This window comes from Candidatus Enterovibrio altilux (genome assembly GCF_002381345.1).
GTDB classification, from domain to species: domain Bacteria; phylum Pseudomonadota; class Gammaproteobacteria; order Enterobacterales; family Vibrionaceae; genus Enterovibrio; species Enterovibrio altilux.
On the sequence record NZ_CP020660.1, the window covers coordinates 199,580 to 220,635 of the forward strand.

The window sequence follows — 21,056 nt, forward strand, 5'->3', positions numbered from 1 at the left end:
AATTAAGAAACCAAGCCTATTTCATGTCAGACATTATGCTTCTTCTTGTGCCATCAACTTCGCAATTGCATCACGGTTATTAAACCACATGGCACCACTTTCACGACTATATTGTTTAATACACTCAGCAACATCACCATGGCGATTTGCAATCGTTAGCTCTAATAAATCGCGATAAAATTGCAGAGCAGCTTCACATGCGCGAGTATCCATGAAGTAATAGCCACCCACTCGTGAATAAATTTTACGCATACCATTCATGGTCAATACATATATCTTATTGCCAGAACGCTGCGCCATGCCTTGAAACAACATGTAATCAAAATAGTTGAAAGCACGGCCTCGACAAACAGCTTCACACAATTTAGTATCTTGCTTGCCAAATGTGTCAAAAATTTTCTTCACGTCTTGCTGAATCGCAATTTTTTCTTCTACAGCGTCAACAAATACACTGAAGCTATCGCTCGCAAGCAAGTTTTCACAACGGCCAATGATTCTCGTAATCAAAGCTGAACATGACGGTGCATCACCTTTAATTGCATAGCACATAAAAATGCTACTAATATCGGTCCTGGATGCAAGCAAGTTTTCAAGAACTCCATGAACGTCTTCACCTTCAAGTGTCACGAGGGTATCTAGAATGCTCAAACTAGACGTATTCATATAATCATTTACCCGCGTGGGTTTACCGTGCTGAATAGTTAACCAACCATCTCGCGCTAAACGCTGAAGTACTTCACGTAGTGTGGTTCGAGTCACGCCGATAAGTTCTGACAACTCTCGCTCTGCAGGCAAAATAGAACCTTTAGGAAAGTGATTATTCCAGATGCTTTCAATTATGTATTTCTCAGCAAATGTTGCCGGACTATCAGCTTTAATAACCATTTGATATTGTACCCAAGTTGTTTCTTATCTTGATTAGGAACTCATCATACCACTTCTAACGGCAACCAAGAAATCTTCTAGTGACATCATTTAACCCTGTACTGTAAGATTAGTTGACATACAGAAGCAATGTTTTCCTAGCGCTACAACTAACGTTACAACAAAACCGATTCTAGCTATTTAGAGCATAGACTGATAATGTAGTTCCCTGATTTAGGAAATAAAGTCCAAATAGTCCTGAATCAACTTTACGATAGAAACGATATGCATAATAAAAAATCGTCTTCATATCTGTCGACGTTCTGAGTTTTTATCACGTGATCATTTAGCGAATGTCAAGCTCGTCAAAATTTTTTATCAGGTCATCTAGTGCTTTCATTTGCTTAAGGAATGGCTCTAATTTATCCAAAGGTAATGCAGAAGGACCATCACAACGCGCATGATCTGGATCTGGGTGTGTTTCAATGAAGAGGCCAGCAATTTTGGTACTTAAACCTGCACGCGCCAAATTAACAGTTTGTTCACGACGGCCACCGGACACCGAGCCCAACGGATCCCTACATTGCAGAGAATGCGTTACATCAAAAATTATTGGACTTCCATAGCTCGCTTTCTTCATTACATCAAAGCCCAGCATATCAACAACTAGATTGTCATAACCCATGCATGAGCCACGCTCACAAAGAATAATGTTTTTATTACCACATTCCGCGAATTTGTTCACAATATGTTTAACTTGATCTGGGCTCATGAACGGAGGTTTTTTCACGTTAATGACGGCGTTAGTTTTTGCGCAAGCTTCAACCAAATCCGTTTGACGTGCAAGAAATGCCGGTAACTGAATTACATCAACCACTTCAGAAACTGGCTGTGCTTGCCAAATTTCATGGATGTCAGTGATTACTTTAACCCCAAAAGTTTTTTTTAATTTTTGAAAAATTTTTAGGCCTTCATCAAGGCCAGGACCACGATAAGAGTGCACAGATGAACGATTAGCCTTATCAAACGAAGCTTTAAAAATGTAATGAATACCTAGCATTTGCGTCACTTCCACATAATGCTCACATATTTGCATCGCCAGATCATAAGATTCCAACACATTCATTCCGGCAAAGAGAACAAATGGCTTATCATTAGCAACTTTAATATCGCCAATTTGAACTATTTTTTGTACTGTCATAGCAGTTTCCTAATTAGTGAAAAATTGGGGTTTCTGCCATCAATGCTTTAACTTGTAACTTTAGTAATTCAGCCGAAGGATCATCCGGACATTGAGCAATAAAATATTCATAGTCTTCCGCCGCTATCCAGTCGCATTTTAGCTGTTGGAGAATATAGCCACGGTCACGAATTTCATAGGGGTCATCAGGGTTAAATGTCAAAGCAAGTTCACTACAGCGTAATGCCATAGAGTAATTTTCTTCACGAAGAAGTGCGCTTTTTACGACTGCGAGCCAACGGCCAATCAGCGTAGCATTGTTTGATGCTTTTAAATATTCAATTTTTACTTCTGCGTTTGGTCCTTCTTTGCCCACCAACCAACCCCGCAAAATACGCTGCGATAAATACTCGCCATCAAACGGATTTATGTATCGTGCTTCTTTATCTAGCCCATTTACTTTCAATATCATTTGTGTGGGATACCCCACAGGCTGCAATGGTAGATCTAATCGATGTGCCAAGTAGAGAAAGAGTGTACCTAAACTTACAGGAATACCTTTTCGACGTCTCAATACTTTTTCTATAAAGACATTATCAGATGAAAAGTCTTGCTCAAAATCACCTTTAAACTTCCATTCTTTATAAAACAAACGGAGTAGACCATCCAATCGAAATTCAGCATTAGTTTCACCTGCTAGTAAATGGTCGGTTTCTTGAGCAAGGTGCTCAAGTTCAGTACTCACCCAATGCAAGGACATCGTTGGATCAATGGCTACATTCAGTGCCAGAGCACCTTCAACTAATGTTAGTTTATCTAATTTTTGATCCGCAAACGCCATCATTTTTACCTCAATAACTACGATGTTTTGATTATTATCAAATTAGCAGCTGCATAAACCCAACTTAAAGTACCGAAGAAAGCAAACAGACAAAATAAGATACTTTGGTTCTAATTGAGTGCAAAAAAACTAAGAGCAATGTTAACAGTCTCAGAAGTTAATTTTTTCGTCATCCATTCCGCTTAAAACTCCAATAGTGTGAAACTAATGACAAAAACCAAAAAATATACCAGGGAGAAACAGTCCTATATTAGCTTTGTTTCCTAATTCATGTTTCGATAGAAAATGGCAACATGATTCACTATTAGACAATCGCTTTTATTTTAAGCATACTTGACCCTGTCAGCTTATGTAACGCTTTTATCATGGTGTAGATTACACTAATCTGAACATTATGCTCCCTTAGGCACAATGTTCCTCCCAGTAAATTTTTTAACTCGAAGCATTGCAATCGCTGATAGGGAACGTTTATGGTAACCATACCTCACCTTGCAACGCTGAGTTTAACCGTATAACTTCTGGTAACCGACCGCTAAATTACTCTGATGATCTCGTTTTCAAAAAAATCTCTTTTTTGGTGAGATAAGTAAAATCACTCGTTTAATACGAATGGTGTCGTAAGCATCATTACCTGATATTTCATTAATTTTTCAGCAGATCTGTTGTAACAAGTTAGATAGTATTCCACAGTTAGTCACATGTGATGCATTTAACTCAGCAGCAATTATTTTATGCGTATTTATGTTGACGACTACATATAATTTACACAAAACTAAACAGTTTTCGTCTGTATCATGCTTTTTTGTACTTGCTATTATTCTGCACCGTAGACTGTAAGCTCTGCAGAATCAATGGCTAAATACTGGATGGTTCCTTTAATATTCGTCTTGAGCTTGATACTAATCGTTTTGGCTTGCTTACTAATGCATGAATAGTGAACTACTCTTCATTAAAATTTGATTATACTGCTTCCAGTTAGTTATTTTGTAGCGAATCTTGTTCGTAGACCTGAATATTGTAAGTTAACCTAGCTGTTTAGAGTGTAGATTGATAGTTTAATTCCTTGATTTAGGAAATAAAGCCTGCCATATCGATAATATGAGGTACGATTTTCACCCACTTTTATTCAAGCATTTTGCCACTTATCATTCGATAAACGAATACGACAATGAACAAGGATACGTTGAGCACAGTAATTAGAGGGTGTATGTGCCCAATGCTATGCACCTAATCTGCCAATCACTTTATAATTTATTGTGTTGCACCAGATCAACCTTAATGTACTTATTCATTCCGCTTTATTATTGACTAAGCTCAATCAATTTGAAAATGTTTATTGGAGCATCTGAAACTTGTCATTTATTCTTGACGTTTAAAAAATTTGTAATCTCTGACAGAGTCATCGTGAAAAACTATTCAATAATTTTTTTAAAACAACATGTACTGCAAAAGTAAACGTTGTTACTTGCTTGTTTTTTCGTCACCTTTCATAGCCGCTCTATCTAGTATAATATTGTGCCAGTAAGTTGATTGATAATTTTAGTTCAATTTGGGCTTTGTTTCATAAATCAGGGAACTAAATTATCAACCTATGTTCTAAACGGCTAGGTTCACGTAATGATTCAGGTTTATAAACAAGCTTCGTTACAAAACAATCCACTGGAAGCAATATTACCCAATTATAATCAATTAGTTGTTCACTGATATTTGAATTTACTGAAGAAAATATTCAGTTATACGATCAAATCGAACAAAATAATCGTAGGAAGCCTAGTTAATGCTTGTAAGCATTGAAGGGACTAAATTACGTAATACTTAAGAGCCATACTGTAAACTATGCAAGTTTTTCTCACCAATAACCAAAAATAACATTTAAACTTCAACATGATAAGACTCGTGTTAGTCGAGTATGTGGCTACATAAAAATGAATTTATTTCACCCTTTTATCATTGAAGCAGTTTCACTAATTTGGGCATTGTGATCCCATAGATGTAATATTCCTCCGAGTAGTTTTTGGTTCAAAAAATTATCGTTTTTAAGCAAGAACGTTTAGGGTAATCATACCTCGTTTTTTTATGATGCTTTGATCCATCTAACTTCAAGCCACTAACCACTAAATTGCGCGGATAATATCATTTTTTTAAAATATTTTTTTGATAAAATGATGCTAACCGCTCGTTTCATGCGAACGGCTTCAGAATACTAGTTTGTGTCGTAAGCACCATCTTCTAATATTTATAAAAAATACTTTACCGACAGTCACATTTCATGAACTTAACACAGCAACAGTGATTTCATGCGTATTTATATCGATCGTTAAATGTCATTTACGTAAAACTCAACGTTTTCCATCAGGTTCATATTGTTTTACTTACAATTTACCTTCAACATAAATTTTTAGTTTCTTAAAATCCATTGCAAGTGCTGGATGGTTCCTTTAGTCTGCGTCTTGAATATGATATTAACCACTGTAGTTTGCTTGAAATAGTATTTAATGAATCTGTACAGGCCTCTAAATAGCATTACAAATACTCATTTGACCATGAAAATAGTTGTACTGGTTAAGTTGTTAAATAACCAAGGCCTCTCACGATTACCCTGCTTAGATTGATTCCATAGCTTAGGCTTTATTTCCTGATTCAGGGAGCTAAACGAGCAATCTATGTTCTAAACAGGATATAGATGGTAACGTTAACCGCCCCAACCTTTACTACTAGAGCGGCTCCAGCTAGACTTTGCTGCAACTTTAGAGCCAAAGCCTCCCCGAGAAATAGTTTTGGTTACTGCGGGTTTCTGCTTCAGGTGATCCTTGGGAACATAAACTTTGGAATATCGCCCTTTCTTACCGTAAGAGTATCCGTCAGAAGAGATCCAACTGCCATAATAAGAACTCCCAGGGTAGGTAGAGCTGAATATAGGTTGCTGGTAGTAAGGTTGATTATTTATAGCTCGACCAAACATGAATCCGGCCATTGCTGGCATAAACCAATCATTTTGAGGGGCACGAATACAACTATTGTAGCCAAATTCATGGCTGCAATCATCGCGAGAGTCGTATTTCGGCGCCGTACTCGCTGCGCTATCCACAGCATCTTGATAAGCCGCACGGCATACGTTACTGTATCCAGGATTATCATCGATACAATCAGGAACATTAGCATAGATGTTCATCGTTTTGCCGTTATCACTGCAACCAGATACCAAAATAATGGCCATAATGGTTACCGTTGGTTTCCAGCTTTTACGCATTTGAGCTCTTATGACCTGTTGGCTTCTTTTCATGTCAATTCCTTTTAATACGTCATGCAAGCCGCATTAAGCTGACCAATGGCGATAGACATCGAACCCATAATAATACCCGCTGAGATCTCATTGTTTTGAATACGTTCAACTAATTTTGGCATGAAACCATATCTGACAATTAAGAAAGCTAGAATTTGAGTGATAAGTGCAATAATGCCCCAAATGACAAAATCTAAGATGTTCACTGAGTTACTGGCTGCACTTGCGATGGTTACGCTATATCCAATAAAAGCACCAGATAGTGTGAGGGCAGCTGCAATATTATGTTCTTCTTTTAATAGATGCCATTCATCATAAGGTGTAATGCGTATATAAACGAATTTAAAAATTATTAAAAATAAAAGCGATAAACCTAGATAAAGAGCGAATGAACCAAGGTTTACCAATGAAAGTGCGAGTTGAGACATAAGAGTTCCTTTCTACATTTGATGTTTGGCGACGGGTTTAGCCCGTACTGGTAAAGTCAGTGAAAGATAGTGGTATACCTGTGCTTAGTACAATTACATGTTCGGTATGATACTCTGATATAATTTCTTCACCAGAGACTAATAATGATTCGAAGATATCTTCACCAGCTTTTCGTTCGTAAACCATGATGAATTGGTCGGTTGTTGATGTGCTCCCATCTTCGGCCCAGGTCTTTTCGGTCATTGCAACTGGTTGTGTGTTGTCCCAAACTTTTTCGTAAGTTATGCCATTTAGATTCCAATAGGGTTGGACAATCTTGTTGGTTATCCAATCATTCCACACGGCGTCCGTATTGACAGGCTTGGACTCGTAAAAATAAAATAAATGCACTTCATTCACATCCAAATCATTAATGCCGGACTGTAATACTTGAAAATACCCATCATCATCGGTATAGAATCTGATTAACCGAGTTTGAGCATCTAGTCTAACTTCACCAACTGCTTTGATTATTTGAATTCTGGATACTTGATCTATTGTTAAAATTGGCTCTATCAGTCGAAACTTCAGATCGTCTAGTTCTATCGCTCCTCCTAATCGCAGTCCAAGCACCTCAGGAGCGCTGGCTTCTAGTGCGGGAGTGCGTTTTTTTAACCAATTAAACATATAAAGCTCCGATAATCAGGGTTCACAAATACGACAACATATCATGAATTCAGTGATTGTATATTATTACGCTGCGCTGCGGGGCCACTGAAATTTATTTACTCGTTCATCAGCAATATAAAAAAGTCGAGTACCTTCTTTAATGTGAGTATCGAATGAGGGATTTAAGGCTAATCCTCTCCCAGTATCTATGCCGATGAGCGTGGCATCGTGTATATTTTTGAAATAAATGAATAAATCTTTAACTGTTAATGTCGGTGATTCTGGCGGATATTTTACAGAATATTGCGTCATTCCTTTTTGACTGTGAAGTAGCTCGTGATGTAGTTCACTAGAACCAGGGTCAACAGCTTCTTTTGCCAACATTGCAACAGATAATGATGGTATACACTCCACATTAGGACAATGTTGTTTGAGAAGATCACATAGTACTGCTTCATTGAAATAAGCCAGTATATGAGCGTTAGGATTTTTATTTGAACAAAATAAGGCAGCAGAAAGGGTAATGTCATCTTGTTCATTGTCGATGATGATACAATCTGCTTCTGCTACTCCCGCTCTTTCCATCCCTACAGTATCAGTGAAGCTAGCCAGTTGAACAAAATCTATGTCTTCTGGTAATGGATTTTCCATTTCTGGTCTGATACATAATAAAATGCGACGGCGTTTTTTCTCTTCATGTAATAGCATTTGGATAAGGTACAATGTGCGTTGTCCATTCCAACCTAAAATTAAAATATGCCCAGACACGTTGACTCTTCTTTTCCCCATTATGCTGCTTTTCCAGAGTTGCATCGTCATAGCGGCAAGCCGACCGATTGTGAGACCAAACAAACTCAATCCAGCAGGAATGACAAAAAGTACAACAATCCATTTACCTGCAACAGTCTGCGGATACATATCCCCATAACCGACAGTCGAAGTGGTGACTAATAGGTAGTAAATAAAATCAGTAATGTTTAATGTGAGTGCTTGTTCCCCAACAATACGCAGCATCAACCAACAAATGACACTGTAGACTATCCACGCAAATAATATATTTCTACCAGAGAGGTAACTGAACTGTGTAAACAGCCATCGGCGCATAAGTAGCCAAAAATACATAACCATCCTCTATTAAAGGTATTTTTTCCCTAAAATACGGGCAAGTTCGTCTTCAGCAGATGCACTTTGATTGCCTATGATGCCTGCTTCGTGCAGTTTTTTATCGAAGCTACTACCGGATAGTTCGTGTTCTAGCTCTGTGGCGGCTTCGAATTGTGCTTGGCGGTCTTGCTGACGATTTTTAATTCGCTCCAAAGATTCAATAGCAGTATGCATTTTTGCGTTAGCACCTAAATTAGTATTCGATACCGCAATTTGGGCTCGTTGTACTGATTCGTTGGCCTTGACCACATCAACTTGTTGCTCAAGTTGGCGCAGCTTGTCTTTAGCTTGTGCAATGTTGGTTTTGAGAGACCCTTCTGACTGAATGAATTGTTGGAGGTAGGTGTTTTCTGTATCTTGTTCATTACGAAGTGTGGTTACGCGGGTTGCACACTCTAACGCGAGTTCTTGCTGACCCTTTTCCATTGCAGTGCGGGCGTGCCCTTCATATTCAGTAACACTGCTATTAAAACTAGCTACTTTTTGAGCTGAAAGTTTGCGCTTAGCGATAATGCCCACTAAAGCGTTATCCGAGCGTCTAAGTTCTTCTTTCGCATCTCGAATTTCTTGATCTAAAATCCGTAATGCTTGATTGTCTGCGATTGCTTCAGCTGCTTCAGTTGCGCCACCTTTCATGGCCATAAATAATTTTTTCCATATGTTCATCGTGCGGTTTCCTTATAGATAATCTTGGTACAATTCAAGAAAAGTTTCAACACTACGAAACAGAGTAGCCACCTCAATTATAATGGTTTCCGCTTTTGATTGCGATGAAAGCGAGCCAAATGCAGCATAATAACTGTGTCCGTCAATTTCGTTTATGCAGATAGTGCTGAGTGGGAATAGTTTATGGGTACGCAGTATGGTATCATTCAAACGTGGAACATCTTTAACTACATTGTGGGAAAAAAGGAGTACTTCAACAAGAATTTGTTCTCCTGCAACCGCCAAAAATGCTTCGATGCCATCTTCATTGGTTAGACACAAAGACTTTTCTGCTTCAGCAACACTCCAACCTTGATGTTCCGTCAATAGTGTTTGCAAATCTTTTAGTTGCCAGGTCATAGTGTTCCCTCTTATTGTCTCAACTCATTACGTCAAAATAATAATACAAGCTCAACTTTTAGTCAGCAAGCTTTGTTTTTTTGTATTTAGTTACTATTTTATTTTATCTAAATCATTTGTTAACTATTAATATTAAATTGATCTGGAATATCAACAAAAATTAGTATAAAGAGTGCCGCATCGAGCTATGTATCAATAAGTTAATTGTGATTTAAGGTAATACTTGCGTTCAATAAATGCACCCATAACTTTACCATGCATTTACGTTAATTATGGTATTCAATTATTTGCCTATTTCTGCATTTGAAACGAATGTAAAGGTTCAAGTTCTCCCTCTTAATGCTGTTTTATGTTCTGAAGTAAAAAACTAATCAATGAGTTACGTTATAAAGCATTAAGCTTACACCAATATTTAAATCTATGGGTAATTTCACTACAAACCACTAACTGGAAGTAATTTAATCAAAATTAATCGATCGTGGCTCACTAATATTCTGGATTAATGAAGAAGCTATTTAGCTATGGAATCAAACTAAGCGAGCTAATGAATGGCAAGTAAAAAATATAGAATTGGTGGGGAGCGGTGTGTTTGATGCAAGCGATATTTAGTGGTAAATATTAAAGACGCATGAAATCATTGTGGCTGAGTTAAGTGCATCAAATGTGACTGACGGTGAAGTGCTACCTAGCTTACTCAAAGTGATCTGCCTAAAAATTAGTGAAATATAAGCCGATGGTGCTTACGGCACCCGACAATGTTACGAAACCATTCGTATTAAATGAGCGGTTTCAATCAACACAAAAAAATGAGGTATGGTTACCAAAAACCTTCCCTATTAAAGGCGTCAATATTTCGAGTTAGCAAACTACTTAGAGGGACATTGAGCTTAAGAGAGCATAATGCTCAGATTAGCGGGAGATTAGCGAGACTTACGCCATGATAAAAGCGGCAAATAAACTGATCTGACTAAGTATGCCTAAAACAAAAGTAATTGTTTAATCGTTAATCATGTTGGGATTTGCTATCTGAACTCGAATTAAGAGACAAAGTCCACTTTACCGCCAGTTACATTTGATGTACTTGACCCAACAGCAATAATTTCATATGTATTTATATCTACCACTAAATATTACTTGCATTAAACACCGCTGTTTTCCATCAACTCCATATTTTTTACTTGCTATTCACCCCTACAGTAGACTTTGAGCTCCATCGAATTAAAGGTTAAGTGCTGGAAGGTTCCTTTATTTTGCGTTTTGAGCGCAACGTTAACCGTTTTGGTTCGCTTGCTAATGCATAAATAGTGAAGGCATTACAATGGAAGTTAAGCAAGTTTGAAAACAAAATTAATGAATTCTTGCAGACTGCTCGATGGCATTAAAAATATATATTTAATCATGAGATCCGTCGCAATAGCTAAGTCGCTGAATTCATGAAATTTCCCATTCATTAATTCGCTTAGTTTGATTGCATAGCTGAATGATGGCCTCTTCATCAACCCAAAGTATTAGCAAGCGACGATTGATTAAAACTTGATTATACTGCTTCCAGTTAGCTATTTAGAACATAGATTTATCATTTTGTTCCCTTATTTAGGAGACTAAGTTACCATAAACAGCAATGGTTTGGATCAAAAAAATGACTCAGAGAGACATTGATCCTAAGGGATTAGAATGCTCAAATTGGAGCAACTTATGCAACAATAAAAGCATGCAATAAGCTGACAGGGCTAGCTATATCTACAACGAGAGTGATTGTCTAATAGTGAATCATGTTGGGATTTGCTATTTGAACCAAAATTAGGGAACAAAGTTAGATTTGGTTTAAAATGCACTCAAACCTGTTAGTTATTCACAGACAGCTACCTACATAAATATCAAACACGAGACTTTATTTTTTTAAACGGATCGTTAATTATGTTAGCTTTTTTCAATGGAATCTCAAAAATCCAAGGTCCATGGTTCCTCCTTCTTCTCATTATTATGGGATGTGAATTTTGTGCACTTTACTTTCAGTACGTAATGAAATTAGCACCTTGCGTCATGTGTATCTACGAACGTGTTGCTATGTTAGGTCTTTTTGTCTCGGTGCTGATAGCTAGCTTCATGCCACAAAACGGACTTTTCCGTTGGTTAGGTTTGATTGGGTGGGGTCTGTCTTCAGGCTGGGGCTTGAAACTCGCAGTTGAACATGTTAGCTACCAATTTCAGGATCTTTATGGCTTTTTGGGCACAACATGTGATATATTTGTGTCATTTCCCTCTTGGGTACCACTAAATAAATGGGCACCATGGATATTTGAAGCAAATGGAAATTGCAGCAAAATTGTATGGAATTTTCTCGATCTTTCCATGCCACAGTGGTTGGTGATTATTTTTACTGAAATACTCATTTTAAATGTACTTGTAATACTATCACAGTTTTATGGTAAGCATTAACATTGTTTTCTTTAACACGAAGACTTTCTTTGTTTCCTAATTGGCGTGCAGGTAGCCGAGCCTAATATGATTAATTATTAGTCGCTTATTTCGTTTTAGGCATATGAGACTTGTCAGCTTATTGAATTTTTTATCATTGTGTAGGTTTCGCCAATCTACGCTGTAAACAGCTAAATTTATTTAATATTCAGGCCTATGGATAAGCTTCGCTACAAAAAAACTAACTGGAGCAGTATAATAAAGTTTTAATCAATCGTGACTAGCTAACATTGTGATTGATTAAAAAAATTATTCAGTTATGAAATTAAACTAAGCAGAGTTGTCATAGAAACCCTCGTTTTTTAATGGCTTAGCCATTACGGTAGTTCTCATGGCCAAACGTGTATTTTCAATGCCATTGAAAAATTTGTAAGGATTCATTAATGCTGTTTTTAAACTTGCTCAAACAAACCCGCTAAAAAATTAATAAAGATTAGGCAGCGACTTTTACGATACCAGATAATATAACAAAACTATTCATATTAAATAAGTGGTTCCAGTCATCCCCCCCCAAAAAATAATTTTTAAAAAGCGAAGTGATACGCGTAATAAAGTAGTTAGTTACAACACAGTTAAAATATGTATTAAAAAATGAGTTATGATTACCATACAGATTCCCTATAAGAGATGGCAATATTTCGGAGTTTTGAGCACAAAAACTACTGGGAGAGACCTTGAGCCTAAGGGAAACACAATATTCAGATTAATGAAATTTCCACAATAATATAAGTGTTAAATACGGTTACCCATGATTATCACTGCTCAGTTAGCTCGATAATTAAAGAGTTTTTTCATTAATTTAAAATGTACGTGAGATATGATTGATTAAAGTTTGATTATATTGTTTCCTGTGGGTTATTTTGTAGCGAACTTGTTTGTAGAGCTGAATATTTAAGTGAACCTAATTTAGAAGATAAAGCCACTATATAGATAGCTCAAAAAATATATAGTACGATAAATAATATTTCAGCAGTCAATATCTAAAGTAGAAGCTAGCATTAAATAAAAAAAGTGGCGTACAAAACAGGAGCCTTCTACGCCATCTTTTAAAAATTATAGAGCCACAACGTTAGCAGCTTGTGGGCCTTTTTGACCTTGCTCAACTTCGAAAGATACTTTCTGGCCTTCCGCTAAAGTTTTAAAACCTTCTGATGCAATGGCGCGGAAGTGAACAAATACATCAGCACCACCGTTATCTTGAGTGATGAAACCAAAACCTTTTTCTTCGTTGAACCATTTAACGATACCAGTTGTCTTAGACATTTTGTGTCCCTTATATATAGAATTAATAATAAATTTTCACGATAATGCGAGGCACTGGCGCTTGAATTATTGAATGTGACGATGAAGCTAAGGGAAACACTAAGGATAACGTCGTAACGAAGAAATCTTTGGGTTTTACTTTGGCTTGAAGTTTCATTAATAAATCTGAACATACAGAGCAAAGTATATATTACTCTAACCGAACGCTTAGTAAAGCATTATTTGTATTTTTTTCAAATACTTTTATTACTTTTTCAAATTTAGTGATTACTAACTCATATTTTGAATATTTCATAACCATATTTTTCAGAACTATCTATAAAATTAGCTTTGTTTTCTAAATAAGGGAACTCAATTATTAATCTACGCTCTAAACAATTAAATTCATTTAAATATTCAAGTGTATGAACAAATTTCGCTACAAAACAACCAATTTGGAGCAGTATAATCACACTTTAATTAATCGTGGCTCAATAATGCTTTGCATTGGTACAGAAAGTATTCAACTATGGAATTAAACTAAGCATGGTAATCGTGGAAGACCTCGTTTTTTAGTAACCTTCCATAGCGACGGCTCTCATGGTCAAACGAGTATTCTCAATTTTATTGATAAGCCTGTAAAGATTCATTAATTCTATTTTTAAACTGACTTAACTACTATTGTCATATCCTCACTATCTGTGCATTATCATACGAATCAAGATGGTTAACGTCGTGTTCAAGACGAAAAATAAAGGGACCATTCAGCACTTGGTATTGATTCTACGAAAGCAAAAGTCTTCAGTGAGGGCGAATAGTAGTCAAAAGTATAGTACTGACGCAAAACGTTGAGTCTAACGCGAGTCACATTGAGTTATAGATATAAATACGTATAAAATTATTGTTACTAATGCTAAGTACTGACTAAAGTGCTCAAATAGATTCGCCGAAGTATTAATTAGATATCGGGCGATAGTGCTTACGACTCCAAACCATGTTGCGAATCCCATCATATTAAACGAGCGGTTCCACGCAGACCACCAAGAAAGCAAACAGTTTTTTGAAAACGAGATCATCCACACAATTTTACGGTTAGTTGCCAGAAGTTATACGGTTCAAATCAGTATTGAGAAACAAGATATAGTTGTTATAAATAAACGTTCTCTATTAGAGATAGCAATATTTAAAGTCAAAAATTGCTTGACAGAATATAAATTTTTTCATGGATCACATTGCTCATATTGGCAAAATTTGCACCATGATAAGAGCGTTAAATCAGCCATCAAGGCTGGTATGTCTAAGCCGCAAGCAATCATTTAATAGTTAATCATGTTGGGACTTACTATCTGAACGTGAATTAGGAAACAAAACCCTATTTTTCGTTACTTTTTCCTTTCATTTTTTCACATTTACGTATTAACCAGCGCTAATAACTTATGGGTCTAGTTGATGTTTAGAGTTAACAGTACTCCTCGACAAAATTGGAAAAAACTAGCAGATGAATATGGATTTGGCTTCCACACCATGTATGGCGAGCCATATTGGGATGAATCCGCCTACTACCAGTTTACTTTAAAACAAATTGAACAACATATTGAAACTCCAACAGAAGAGCTTTATCAAATGTGCTTGGAAGTCGTCAATCATGTTGTCAAAGACGAGTACTGGTTAAAACGGTTCCAAATTCCACAAACTCGCTGGCAAGGCATATTAGACTCTTGGACTAAATGCGAACCTTCACTCTATTCAAGGCTCGATTTAGCTTACAACGGCAGCGATAACGCCAAACTATACGAAAATAATGCGGACACCCCAACATCTGTATTTGAAACAGGTTTTTGGCAATGGGTTTGGTTAGAAGAAATGGTTAACAATGGTAAGATCCGGCAAGATGCAGATCAGTTCAACTTACTACAAGACCTATTGATCAATCGGTTTAAAGAATTGGGCCATCGATTTTCAGGCAAAATGCTATATTTTTCTTGCTGTCAGGATACGGAGGAAGATCGAGGAACCGTACAATATATGGAAGATTGTGCAAAAGAGGCGGGCCTTCTGTCATCTTTCGTTTTTATTGAAGATATTGGTGTCGATGCCCAAGGTCAGTTTACTGATCGTCAAAATAGAGTCATCAACTGGATATTCAAACTGTATCCTTGGGAGTTTATGTTTGACGAAGAGTATGAAAAATGCTTAGATACTGCTAATATTAACTGGATGGAACCCATGTGGAAGAGCATGATGTCTAACAAAGCGCTTTTGCCCATGCTCTGGAAATTATTTCCCCATCATCCTAACCTACTCGCATCTTATTTTGCTGATGATCCTGCAAGCAAAAATTTAAATAATTTTGTGGTTAAACCACTCTTTTCTCGTGAAGGTGCCAACATCTCAATCTTTTTGGATGGTAAAGAAACAATGGTAGTCGATGGTCCATACGGTGAAGAAGGTATGATTATTCAAGCATATCATCCGTTACCAAAATTTAGTGACAACTATACTCTAATTGGAAGTTGGCTAGTTAATGACAAAGCTGCCGGTATCTCGATACGGGAAGATACCTCGCTCATCACTCAAAATTTATCACGTTATTTGCCACATATAATTCTTGAATAGATAACTGAACAAGGCTACCGTATTGATCATGTATTCAATACGTTATTATCCGTATAAACTGCTGTATTTTATGGTTATTATTATATCTATAATTGATATCATATGTTATTTTTACCAACATATGGCTGTGTTCTCTAATTTGAATTCAAATAGCCAATCCCAACATGGTTCACTGTTAGACAATCTCTTTCGTGTCAGGCATACTTAGTCCTGTCAGCTTATTTAACGCTTCTATCATGACGTTGGTTTCTCTAATCTTAGTTATGTGGTTCCTTAGACTCAATGTCCCTATCAGTAGTTTTTGACTCTAACCATTGCTGACTCTGCTAGAGAATGTTTCTCGTAACCTGCTTGATTTCCTAAATAAGAGAACTAAATTTTTAAGCAACACTGTAAATAGCTAGGCTCACTTAAATATTCAGGTCTATGAACAATCTTCGCTATAAAATAATTAACTGAAAACAGTATAATAAAGCTTTAATTAATCGTGACTCACTAACATTTTGGATTGATGAAGAAGCGATTTAGCTATGAAGTCAAATTAAGTAAGGCAATCATGAGAGACCTCTTTTATTTAGTTACTTAACCATTACGATAACCCTTATGGTTAAATATGTATTTTAAATGTTATTGAGAGGTCTGCAAGAATCCGTGGACTCTGTTTTGAAATTTATTAACTTCCATTGTCATACCTTCATTATCCATGGATCAGCAAGCGAACCCAAACGATTTACGTTACATTCAAGACAAAAAATAAAGGAAGCATACAGTATTTAGCCCTTGATTTTACGGGGCTTAAAATTTACGGTGAAGGAAAATGGAAAGTAAACAAACATGGTGCTGGTGAGAAACGGTGAGTTTGATGTAAGTTACATTTAGCGGCAGATATAAATACGCATGAAATCGTTACTGCTGAGTTAAGTGCTAGCCAGTGTGCTCAAATAGACCCGTCGCAGAATCAATGAAATATCAGCCGCTGGTGTTTACGGCACCAGCAATACTACTAAACCGGCTGTATTAAACAAGCGGCTCCACTCATACCACCAAGAAAAGGAGCAACTTTTGGGGAACTAGGTCATCCGTGTAATTTAGCGATAAGTTACCAGAAGTTATACGGTTCCAATCAGCGTTGGAAAGCGGGGGTATAGTTACCATAAATATTCCCTATCAAAGACGGCAATCTATAGAGTCACAAATTACTGGTAGGGGCTTTGAGTCTAAGGAATCACACAACTCAGATTAGCGAAACTGTTTTCATGATAAAAGCGTTACATAAGCTGACAGGGTCAAGTATGCCTAAAATAAAAATGATTATTTAATAGTGAATGATATTGGGATTTGCTATCTAAACTCGCATTAGGAAACAAAGCCTGTTTTTATTGTTAACTTGGAAAAAATGGTTACATGCAGATATACATGCATTGATCAAGCCTGAGTTTCCGACTAAGTTAATCTATTTGATACCTGCAAGCCGAGGTGGATTAGGATAGTATAGAACTTTTATGTAACAAGAGAATACAAACAGAAATGGTTGAGTACGTTTACACTATGTCGCGCGTTAGCAAATTTGTGCCACCGAAGCACCAAATCTTGAAAAATATCTCCCTATGCTTTCTCTCTGGCGCCAAAATTGGCGTATTGGGTCTGAACGGAGCAGGTAAATCAACGCTTCTTCGCATTATGGCGAGTATAGACACTGATATCGAAGGTGAAGCTCGTGTTCAACCTGGTATCAAAGTCGGTTACCTTCCACAGGAACCAAAACTAGACGAAGAGAAAACCGTTCGCGAAACTGTAGAAGAAGCGGTTGCCGATGTAACTGACGCGCTTTCACGTCTTAATGCAGTTTATGCAGCATATGCTGAACCAGATGCTGATTTTGATGCACTAGCAAAAGAGCAAGGTAATCTGGAAGCGCTGATTCAAATAAAAGAAGGTCATAACCTTAAAAACGTTCTTAACCGCGCCGCAGATGCACTTCGCCTGCCAGAATGGGGCGTAAAAATTAAGCATCTGTCTGGTGGTGAGCGTCGTCGTGTTGCTATCTGTCGGTTATTGTTAGAACAGCCTGATATGCTGCTTCTAGACGAACCAACTAACCACTTGGATGCTGAATCTGTAGGCTGGTTAGAACGTTTTTTAGTGGATTACAAGGGTACTGTTATAGCGATTACGCATGATCGTTATTTCTTGGATAATGCTGCTAACTGGATTTTAGAGCTTGACCGTGGTGAAGGTATTCCATGGGAAGGTAACTACACCTCTTGGCTTGAGCAGAAAGATGCTCGTTTACAACAAGAATCATCACAAGACAGCGCTCGCAAAAAGACCATTGAAAAAGAGCTTGAGTGGATTCATCATAATCCTAAGGGTCGTCAAGCTAAATCTAAAGCACGTATGACGCGTTTTGAAGAATTGAATAACACTGAACATCAAAGACGTAATGAAACCAACGAGTTATTCATCCCTCCCGGCTTGCGTCTGGGTAATAAAGTTATTGAAATTAATAACCTAACTAAATCGTTTGGTGAACGCATATTGATTGATGATTTATCGTTTAGCGTACCTAAAGGCGCAATAGTAGGCATCATTGGTGCTAATGGTGCGGGTAAATCAACCCTGTTCAAAATGCTAAGTGGCACAGAGCAACCTGACAGTGGCACGATTGAACTGGGTGAAACTGTGCAATTGGCGTCAGTTGAACAGTTTCGTGATAGCATGATTGACTCGAATACGGTTTATCAAGAAATATCTGAAGGTGCGGAAATTATCCGTATTCATAACTTTGAGCTATTGGCTCGTGCTTATTGCTCCCGTTTTAACTTTAAAGGCAACGATCAACAGAAACATATAGGCGATTTATCAGGTGGTGAGCGTAACCGTGTGCACCTTGCGAAACTGCTAAAATCTGGTGGTAACGTATTGCTCCTGGATGAACCAACCAATGACTTGGATATAGAAACCCTGCGTGCGTTGGAGGAAGCGTTGCTAGAATTCCCAGGCTGCGTGCTGGTTATCTCGCACGATCGTTGGTTCCTTGATCGTATTGCGACTCACATTCTGGATTATCGTGATGAAGGTAAAGTACACTTCTTCGAAGGTAACTACAACGAATACAATAATTGGCTGAAGATGAAGTTGGGCGCGCAAGCGATACAACCTCATCGCATGAAGTACAAGCGCGTTACCAAGTAACTCGGTTTGTGTCATAGTAAATACATCAATGTAAAAGGGCCATATTATGGCCCTTTTTTAAGCTTTGTCGCATAATTTACAAAAGCAACATCTATATTATTCTTTAGATACAATTCAGCAATTAAGGAGCTTTGTTTTTTACTTCAAATTTAGATAACAAATTTTAACATGATGGACGATTAGACAATCATTTTTATGTTAGGCATACTTAGTCCTGTCTGCTTGTTCAAACAGACTCGCAGAAGAATAAATGAAAGATTAGACAGTGATGCTTATAACCACAGATAATGTTACAAAATTGTTTATATTACATGAATAATTTCACTCATTTCACCAAAAAAGAACAATTTAGGAGAAAACTAAGTCATCCGTATAATTTAAAGGTTTGTTACCAGAAGTTATATGGTTAAAACAAGCATTATAAAACGAGAGGTTAGCTACCATAAATATTTTTTATTAAAAACGACAATGTTTCGAGTTAAAAAATTCCTCAGAGAAACGTTGAGCTTAAAAAATCATAATGCTTAGATTAGCGAAACCTGCATCAGGATACAAGGGTTAAGTAAGCTGACCGAGCTTGGTTTGCATAGAACAAAAGCAATTGTTTAATCGTTAATCATGTTGAAATTTGCTATTTAAACCCGCATTAGGAAACAAAGCCAATAAATAAGTATACGACCCACATTTCTCGTCTTCCTTTTTTGAAAATTTATCATGATACAACCATGCAATTGATCATATATTACATAGCTTGTATTTTATACTATATATTTATTTTTTGAAATGATTATTATGGTTATTATTGGTATTTTTGTTGATAAATAAGGACTTTGTTCCTTGATTTAGGAAACAAAGCTCTGTGAATGCATTACCTTGTGAATTTTAGCTATATTTTATTCTCGATAGAGATATTATCATACTTAAAATAGCAAAGCATTGAACACATGACCGGAAAACAGAAACATTATGCGGGGTTCAATCTTATGTGTACATAAATAGAATTACTGCTAAAGATGTACCTTTCTTTTCCGATATACTCAGTAATCATGCAACCTAATCAGGCACAGGACATCTCCCTGCTATGATGCTAGCCAAGCATTTAACTCTGTTATCGGTCAGTATTGCAGTCAGCATACTGCCTTCAACTGCAAATACGACGAAGTTGTACGGTACCAAACCAACAGAGTCGGTGTGGCAAGTGACAATTGATACGCCTGTTAAGTGTCGAGTTGAGCATATGATCCTAAACTTTGGTAATGCGATGTTCACATCGCGAGCGAATAAAAAAATTAATCTTGATCTTGAATTAGAAATGCAGCGTCCTATGGGTCAAATAGAAGATGTCGCGTTACTTTCTATGCCTGCTGCTTGGATGCCGGGTGAATCTGCTGAATACATTGATCGCTTGCACTTTTATAAGCAATTTAATGGTTATGTTGATGGCCAAACAGCTTGGAGCATACTTGCTGTATTAGAAGATGGACGCTTTCCAACGTTCAGTTTTCGAGAATGGCAAAATAGAGAGAAGCGTTTAAATGTGGCCCTCTCTCCTGTTTCGTTTCAACAGTCTTATAATGAATTTAACAGCTGCATAAATCGTTTATTAAAGTACTCTTTTGAAGACATTGCTTTTACTACGCTCCATTATAATAAAAATGGGGATACGCTAAACCAATCGTCAATAATTAAATTGGCTCAAATTGCCGAGTTTATTCGGTATAGTCCTGATATTAATTTGGTATTTTTTGCAACTTATACAGATAATCATGGTGCGAAAGCAGACAATCAACGCATTTCGGAAAGACGAGCGGAAGAACTTAAAGACTATTTTGTGGAACTTGGCTTACCTAAGGATAGGATTGGCGTCGAAGCATTTGGGGAGCGCCGTCCTATTGCAGAAAACGAAAGCCCAATTGGGCGCAATAAAAACCGACGGATTGTGATTTCTCTTGGCCGTTCTATTACCTAAAGTTACATTACATGAAGCTTTGTTTCCTAATTCGAGTTAAGATAACACATCTCAACATGATTAACGACTAAATAATCGCTTT

The 21,056-nt window shown here is 37.0% G+C and carries 15 protein-coding genes and 4 pseudogenes; 7 read left to right on the forward strand and 12 right to left on the reverse strand.

The window, feature by feature from the left end:
- Positions 1 to 33: 33 nt before the first annotated feature.
- The 10 genes from fadR to BTN50_RS00865 form a co-directional block, all read right to left on the reverse strand.
- The gene (fadR, locus tag BTN50_RS00820; RefSeq protein ID WP_096618680.1) at positions 34 to 885 is read right to left on the reverse strand and encodes a fatty acid metabolism transcriptional regulator FadR; all 852 of its coding nucleotides are present in this window, start codon (positions 883 to 885) and stop codon (positions 34 to 36) included.
- 325 nt (positions 886 to 1,210) lie between these two features.
- A complete protein-coding gene (gene kdsA, locus BTN50_RS00825; protein WP_096618681.1) occupies positions 1,211 to 2,065 on the reverse strand; it encodes a 3-deoxy-8-phosphooctulonate synthase in 855 nt (284 codons plus the stop codon).
- Between the two features lie 13 nt (positions 2,066 to 2,078).
- Positions 2,079 to 2,888, reverse strand: a complete 810-nt coding sequence (locus BTN50_RS00830; protein WP_096618682.1) for a SirB1 family protein — start codon at positions 2,886 to 2,888, stop codon at positions 2,079 to 2,081.
- 301 nt (positions 2,889 to 3,189) lie between these two features.
- Complete coding sequence (locus BTN50_RS11900; protein WP_394336757.1) at positions 3,190 to 3,366, reverse strand: hypothetical protein; 177 nt, start codon at positions 3,364 to 3,366, stop codon at positions 3,190 to 3,192.
- 2,211 nt (positions 3,367 to 5,577) lie between these two features.
- A complete protein-coding gene (locus tag BTN50_RS00840; protein WP_096618683.1) occupies positions 5,578 to 6,168 on the reverse strand; it encodes a DUF1190 domain-containing protein in 591 nt (196 codons plus the stop codon).
- Between the two features lie 11 nt (positions 6,169 to 6,179).
- Positions 6,180 to 6,596: a DUF350 domain-containing protein gene (locus BTN50_RS00845; protein ID WP_096618684.1), complete on the reverse strand. Its 417-nt coding sequence runs from the start codon at positions 6,594 to 6,596 to the stop codon at positions 6,180 to 6,182.
- A 37-nt stretch (positions 6,597 to 6,633) separates the two neighbouring features.
- Positions 6,634 to 7,263: a YjfK family protein gene (locus tag BTN50_RS00850; RefSeq protein ID WP_096618685.1), complete on the reverse strand. Its 630-nt coding sequence runs from the start codon at positions 7,261 to 7,263 to the stop codon at positions 6,634 to 6,636.
- Between the two features lie 66 nt (positions 7,264 to 7,329).
- Positions 7,330 to 8,367, reverse strand: a complete 1,038-nt coding sequence (locus BTN50_RS00855; RefSeq protein WP_096618686.1) for a potassium channel family protein — start codon at positions 8,365 to 8,367, stop codon at positions 7,330 to 7,332.
- A 12-nt stretch (positions 8,368 to 8,379) separates the two neighbouring features.
- Positions 8,380 to 9,075, reverse strand: coding sequence for a PspA/IM30 family protein (locus BTN50_RS00860; protein WP_096618687.1), 696 nt, complete (start codon positions 9,073 to 9,075; stop codon positions 8,380 to 8,382).
- 12 nt (positions 9,076 to 9,087) lie between these two features.
- On the reverse strand, positions 9,088 to 9,474 hold the full coding sequence (locus BTN50_RS00865) for a DUF2170 family protein (RefSeq protein ID WP_096618688.1): 387 nt from the start codon (positions 9,472 to 9,474) through the stop codon (positions 9,088 to 9,090).
- A 427-nt stretch (positions 9,475 to 9,901) separates the two neighbouring features.
- Here BTN50_RS00865 and BTN50_RS11905 point away from each other — a divergent pair.
- Together BTN50_RS11905 and dsbB are read left to right on the forward strand one after the other, a co-directional pair.
- Positions 9,902 to 10,441, forward strand: a pseudogene (locus BTN50_RS11905) (transposase).
- 950 nt (positions 10,442 to 11,391) lie between these two features.
- Entirely contained in the window at positions 11,392 to 11,913 is a 522-nt protein-coding gene (dsbB, locus tag BTN50_RS00870) for a disulfide bond formation protein DsbB (RefSeq protein WP_096618689.1), read from the forward strand.
- Between the two features lie 1,092 nt (positions 11,914 to 13,005).
- On the opposite strand, the gene cspE is transcribed toward dsbB, so the two are convergent.
- The gene (gene cspE / locus BTN50_RS00875) at positions 13,006 to 13,215 is read right to left on the reverse strand and encodes a transcription antiterminator/RNA stability regulator CspE (RefSeq protein ID WP_005423776.1); all 210 of its coding nucleotides are present in this window, start codon (positions 13,213 to 13,215) and stop codon (positions 13,006 to 13,008) included.
- Positions 13,216 to 13,619: 404 nt separating this feature from the next.
- Here cspE and BTN50_RS11910 point away from each other — a divergent pair.
- Together BTN50_RS11910 and BTN50_RS00885 are read left to right on the forward strand one after the other, a co-directional pair.
- A pseudogene (locus tag BTN50_RS11910) lies at positions 13,620 to 14,521 on the forward strand (IS5 family transposase).
- Between the two features lie 122 nt (positions 14,522 to 14,643).
- Positions 14,644 to 15,810, forward strand: coding sequence for a glutathionylspermidine synthase family protein (locus BTN50_RS00885; protein ID WP_096618691.1), 1,167 nt, complete (start codon positions 14,644 to 14,646; stop codon positions 15,808 to 15,810).
- A 175-nt stretch (positions 15,811 to 15,985) separates the two neighbouring features.
- On the opposite strand, the pseudogene BTN50_RS10665 reads toward BTN50_RS00885, so the two are convergent.
- Positions 15,986 to 16,158 (reverse strand): annotated as a pseudogene (locus tag BTN50_RS10665) (IS5/IS1182 family transposase); the annotation flags it as partial.
- A 132-nt stretch (positions 16,159 to 16,290) separates the two neighbouring features.
- Here BTN50_RS10665 and BTN50_RS00890 point away from each other — a divergent pair.
- From BTN50_RS00890 to motY, 3 genes and pseudogenes are all read left to right on the forward strand, one after another.
- A pseudogene (locus BTN50_RS00890) lies at positions 16,291 to 17,129 on the forward strand (IS5 family transposase).
- Between the two features lie 208 nt (positions 17,130 to 17,337).
- Positions 17,338 to 19,005 carry an energy-dependent translational throttle protein EttA gene (ettA, locus tag BTN50_RS00895; RefSeq protein ID WP_096618692.1) on the forward strand — a complete coding sequence of 556 codons (1,668 nt, stop codon included), beginning with the start codon at positions 17,338 to 17,340 and terminating at the stop codon, positions 19,003 to 19,005.
- Between the two features lie 1,081 nt (positions 19,006 to 20,086).
- The gene (gene motY, locus BTN50_RS00900; RefSeq protein ID WP_096618693.1) at positions 20,087 to 20,974 is read left to right on the forward strand and encodes a flagellar protein MotY; all 888 of its coding nucleotides are present in this window, start codon (positions 20,087 to 20,089) and stop codon (positions 20,972 to 20,974) included.
- Positions 20,975 to 21,056: the final 82 nt, after the last annotated feature.